The organism is Pseudomonas bubulae (genome assembly GCF_900618535.1).
GTDB classification, from domain to species: domain Bacteria; phylum Pseudomonadota; class Gammaproteobacteria; order Pseudomonadales; family Pseudomonadaceae; genus Aquipseudomonas; species Aquipseudomonas bubulae.
Genome location: NZ_UYJA01000012.1, coordinates 1 through 4351, shown reverse-complemented (window position 1 = coordinate 4351; position 4351 = coordinate 1). Strand labels below are relative to the sequence as shown.

Genomic DNA, 4351 nt, shown 5'->3' with positions numbered 1-4351 from the left:
GGGAAGAGGTGTCGGGGGAGGCTGGAAGCTGGACAGACGGGAGTTTTCCCGACAGAATTGGCTTACCAGGTCTCGTTCCCCGCACCGAAAAGCAGAGATTCCCCGAGACCTTGGCCAGAGCGATTGCCGTCGCCGCTGGCCCGAATGAAACCCTGCCTTGGCAGGGTTTTTTCGTTTTAATGCTATGTATCTATTACCCAAAGATATTGCGTTTGCTCGCTCAGCGCAAACCCTGTGTCTTTCACAAGCTGCCGTGTGGGTCTGGCAGCTGTGCTGCCTACCAGCACGGTAGCCAACAAGGTCCACCGGACCGCGTTAGGGAATGGTCGGTTAAGTCTCATAAATAGCAGTAGACTGTAGGGCACCCTACAGACAGAACCCGACACTGCCCTACATGGCAAAATTAACCATCGGCCGCATGGCAAAACTCTACGGTTTACACCGTTCAACATTGCATGAGGCCGTGTCTAAAGGCCGCGTAACTGCTGGCCTAGACGGTAAAGGGCAAAAGGTTATCGACCTATCAGAAATGATCCGCGTTTATGGCGAACCACAGGGGATCACCCTACACCGCCCTACACTTGACCCGACACCCTCGCCCTACACTTCCCCTACACCTGAAATGGACGCCTTACACCCAGCCCTACACTCGTTGGTTGAAGAGGTTCGATTGCTGCGTGCAGAGATACAAGAGCTGCAACAATCACTTCGGCTGATCGAGCATAAACCTGAGCCTAAACCTGCATTGCCTCACAACGCGAAGCCAGGGGAAGCCCCTACTTGGGCAAATTTGCTCGACGCTCTCGATAACTAAAAGCCGTGGCCAGTTTCGCGGGCGCGAAACTTCATAGTTCCACCGCAAAGCCTCGCACGCCGAGCCCTTCGGCAAACCGCCCCACTGCCGTCAGGCTGGCCCAGGTACGAATCGCTTCGCGCCGTGAGCGCACCGCGATCAGCCGGGAGTGCGGCCCGCCGAGGCGTACCGAAAACGTCCACTTGGTGCGGCTAGCATCGCGGCCCACAACAAACTCCCTAACCGCGTTTTGTTGCACCAGGTGCTGCAGCGCGTCTTCGTGAATTCCTTCGCCAATCATTTATCGAGTACGACCGGCAAATGGCGTAGAACCGCTGCTAGCTCGCGCCAAGGGTGCTGTGCCACTTCCGCTGCGCCGATGCAACCTGCCACATGAGCAAAAGGAATGTCTGCCTCTTGGACGCTTTGGCAGACACCGCAAAGCGTGCACGTCACGCCTTCATACTCCAGAACCCATTGAATATGCCAACACGTTAGCCCGAGCTCTAAGCCGTAGTGAGCAGTGGAACCGTCACGGCTGCTCATTCTGGTACCACGCCAGACGGGCCGCCCAAGGTGGCCGCTTCACAGGCAAACGCTGCCGCCTGTGGTGGCGTCAGCGCTCCGGCGGCGACCACGGCGTTTAACCAGTCCCAGAGTCGAGTTACACAGCGCGTCTGCTGCTCAGCCACTTCCTGCAGGTGATCCAATAATTGCGCCTCCAACGCCTCAATCGAGGTGGCCAGCACTTGCGGCTGCAGCTCCAGGGCGATGCGCTCAAGCAGTGCGCCAGTGTCCGGGGACAGCGTGCGCAGGTCGCGCAAACGGCGCTCATAAGACGGCGTGACGGGTAACGGCATGGCAGGGGTGTCCTTATCCGAGTCAGTGGCCCACCGTGCGTAAAACCACAGAGGTGGGGTCTGGCGTACCAGTGTAGGAGGGGTGTGGTTTCCGTGCCCAGAAAAAAAGGCCCCCACGACTCTCTCAAGTGTGGGGGCCTTTTGAACATAAGCGGCGTTATTCGCACTGGGTCGATGATAGTGAGTGCTCATAAATGATTAGCAAATAGTTGCGATATTCCACTGATAGTGGAATACTCAAATATGAGTAGACAACGTCTACATCGTAGACAACATCGTGTGGAGTGATAACATGGCCTCGCCTGTCCTGTCTTTTCGTGTGGAATCGGAGCTGATTAACCAGCTCGATCAGCTCGCTGAAGCAACTGATCGGGATCGTCAGTACCATCTCAAACGTGCATTGGCACGTTATGTAGAGTCAGAGTCCTGGCATTTTCGAGCGGTAGCCGAAGGGATCGCTGATGCTGAGGCAGGCAATCTAATCGACTTGGATGCCGTGAAGGCTAAGTGGGTGGCTCGTGCCGAAAATCGCATTAACCAGCAAAGCGGACAGTGACCTCGAAGGTATCTACGAGCATTACGAACCGCGTCTAGGTGCTGAAAAGGCCGAGGAAGTCATTTCCCAAGTGCTGGAAGCCATAACCCGACTGGAGACCTTTCCTCAGTTAGGGAAAGCCTCGGATATCCCTGATTGCCGAGAACTGATTATTTCGAAATACCCCTATCGATCTATTTACACGCGGAAGGGGGATACCATCCTGATATATCGAATTCTCCATCAGCACGCGGAACGCCCTGAAGATTGGTGAGTTCGGAAGCAAAAAATCCTGCCTTTTGGCGGGATTTTTTGTGTCCGACTTACATACGCGGCGTTATTGGAAGTCTTCGCCCTGCTCGCGGGCCTTCGCCTTCGCACGCTTGCGCTGCCCCCACCATTCTTCAAACAGAATGCCCCCAAAAACCCCCGTCAGCACCGCCAACACTAGCCAGTCCCCCCACGACCACCCAACCCCGTACCAGCCGAAGACATCAAAGTGTCCCTTCTGGAAGCCCACGTACAGGAAATACACCACCGCCATAAGGCCCGCGTTACGGCAGGCACTGCCAAACGTCATACGCATTGCGACACCTTCTTGGCCCGTCCGGGCGGGTTCCTTTCTATTCGTTATGCGCTCCCGTGTTACTAGTAGCAACAACCGGTCTAACGATATTTTCGCGGCTAAAATCCGGCGGCAGCTCGAGCCCGCAATTTCATGACGGTTCGCGCTGAAAGTCCCCTAATGTCCTCGCCATGAAAAACCATGTGCGCCCGATGCGACTTGGTTTCCGCGTCCCAATCATCCAGATCATCGATCAGGAAGGCGTGATTGCCTAGGTACGCTGCCGCCAAGTCAGCGGCCAGGCTGCGGGCGGGTTCGCCTGCCGTTTCGAAAACCCAATCCAGAATGTCACTCATCTGCTCGGCGGGTGTCCGCGGCACAACACCTTTGGCCTGATCCTGGACGAATGCGTTGTAAAGAAGTGCGCCAGCCTCGGGATCTTCTGCAGGGTTGCCCGGGCAGAGCCTGGGCTCCCAGGGAATCTGATACATCGATTGGCCAAGTACGTCCTGCAGGACGTAATCCGACGGCTTTACCAAACGCTGCATGAGATGGCTCCTTAAAAAATCGCATGGTAGCGCATCCCGAGCAGCCAAAAGCTGCTCGGATAAACCGCCACCTCTGGTGGCGTGAACAGCCTGACAGACGCCTCCCGAGCCCACGAGGGGGGGGAGGAAAAATGGCCCCCAGGCCAAATTTTTCCGGTCTGCCCTGGTGAAGCCCGTTCAGGGCGTAACCAGGGTGCGAAGCATCCGGCCGCACCGCTTGCGTGCGCGTCAGGTGAAACCGGACCAACCTGGATTCGCGATGTAGCAGTCGAGAAAGGGACAAAGGACCGCAACGAGACGTCGCGCAATTGCAGAATGCAGGTTGGTCCGGCTTTGCCGGGCGCGCACGCGGGTGAATTTTCGAGACAAGCCCGTTCAGGGCGCAGGTGAGGAAAGAGGGTGGAGGCTCGCGCAGCGAGTCGGAACCCTGAAAGCCTGACGGGGCGCTCCCCCGGAAGGTTTGGGCGTCCCGCAGGGCGGCCACGACAGACCGTAGGGATGGCGCGCTGTTGCTCTGCTTTTGTCTTGGATTATCTATGTGGCGTTCTATTGGTCGTTCTATTGCGTTGGCTATTGCTTCAGCAATAGAACGCCAATAGGAGAGGTATAAAGGTATAAAGGTGAAAAGGCACAAAAGGGCAAAAAGCCAAGAGCATTCGCGCTACGCGCTCACCAGCTCGACCCCCTAAAGGGGGACCCCCACTCGCTGGGAAAGATCCAAAGCGGGTAATAACCCTGAGAGACAAGAGCACGAGCAATGATGGCTGACGCCAGTCTAAGGCCGCCCACTGGCGGCAATAATGATGGCTGCGCGACGCACTTGATGGCTCCCACTGGCGTGGGAGCCCCTACGATCGGCTTTTAAAAAAAGCGTCTCGCATGACTCCACGCAGTGAGGATTTTGTTCCAGGTGCGACCACCCGGCTCCCACTCCCAACAGGCGTTCCAGACTTTCGGGGATTGTTTACCACTGCGCCCCCTGCCCTCTTCGGCGTCTGGCGGTTGGTGGGTTTTAGGACAGTGACAGCGCCCGTGGTTGGGTTTTTACGC

General features: G+C 56.8%; 7 protein-coding genes. 3 read left to right on the top strand and 4 right to left on the bottom strand.

Going from position 1 to position 4351, the window contains the following annotated elements:
• The first annotated feature begins 394 nt into the window (after positions 1–394).
• Complete coding sequence (locus tag PPTH39_RS23400) at positions 395–814, top strand: hypothetical protein (RefSeq protein ID WP_073510845.1); 420 nt, start codon at positions 395–397, stop codon at positions 812–814.
• Between the two features lie 31 nt (positions 815–845).
• Here the strand turns inward: PPTH39_RS23400 and PPTH39_RS23395 are convergent, their stop codons facing one another.
• Positions 846–1094 (bottom strand): hypothetical protein, encoded by a 249-nt coding sequence (locus PPTH39_RS23395; protein WP_095003394.1) that lies wholly within the window; start codon positions 1092–1094, stop codon positions 846–848.
• Between the two features lie 241 nt (positions 1095–1335).
• Complete coding sequence (locus tag PPTH39_RS23390; RefSeq protein WP_095019824.1) at positions 1336–1653, bottom strand: hypothetical protein; 318 nt, start codon at positions 1651–1653, stop codon at positions 1336–1338.
• A gap of 292 nt (positions 1654–1945) precedes the next feature.
• Between PPTH39_RS23390 and PPTH39_RS23385 the strand changes: the two genes are divergently transcribed.
• Both PPTH39_RS23385 and PPTH39_RS23380 read left to right on the top strand, forming a co-directional pair.
• Positions 1946–2209 carry a CopG family ribbon-helix-helix protein gene (locus PPTH39_RS23385; RefSeq protein WP_010657468.1) on the top strand — a complete coding sequence of 88 codons (264 nt, stop codon included), beginning with the start codon at positions 1946–1948 and terminating at the stop codon, positions 2207–2209.
• Positions 2172–2462 carry a type II toxin-antitoxin system RelE/ParE family toxin gene (locus tag PPTH39_RS23380; RefSeq protein ID WP_084357101.1) on the top strand — a complete coding sequence of 97 codons (291 nt, stop codon included), beginning with the start codon at positions 2172–2174 and terminating at the stop codon, positions 2460–2462. Before PPTH39_RS23385 ends, PPTH39_RS23380 begins: the two co-directional genes overlap by 38 nt.
• 63 nt (positions 2463–2525) lie before the next feature.
• On the opposite strand, the gene PPTH39_RS23375 is transcribed toward PPTH39_RS23380, so the two are convergent.
• Together PPTH39_RS23375 and PPTH39_RS23370 are read right to left on the bottom strand one after the other, a co-directional pair.
• Entirely contained in the window at positions 2526–2774 is a 249-nt protein-coding gene (locus PPTH39_RS23375) for a hypothetical protein (RefSeq protein ID WP_095003392.1), read from the bottom strand.
• Positions 2775–2872: 98 nt separating this feature from the next.
• Positions 2873–3301 (bottom strand): hypothetical protein, encoded by a 429-nt coding sequence (locus tag PPTH39_RS23370; protein ID WP_010657471.1) that lies wholly within the window; start codon positions 3299–3301, stop codon positions 2873–2875.
• Between the last annotated feature and the right edge of the window lie 1050 nt (positions 3302–4351).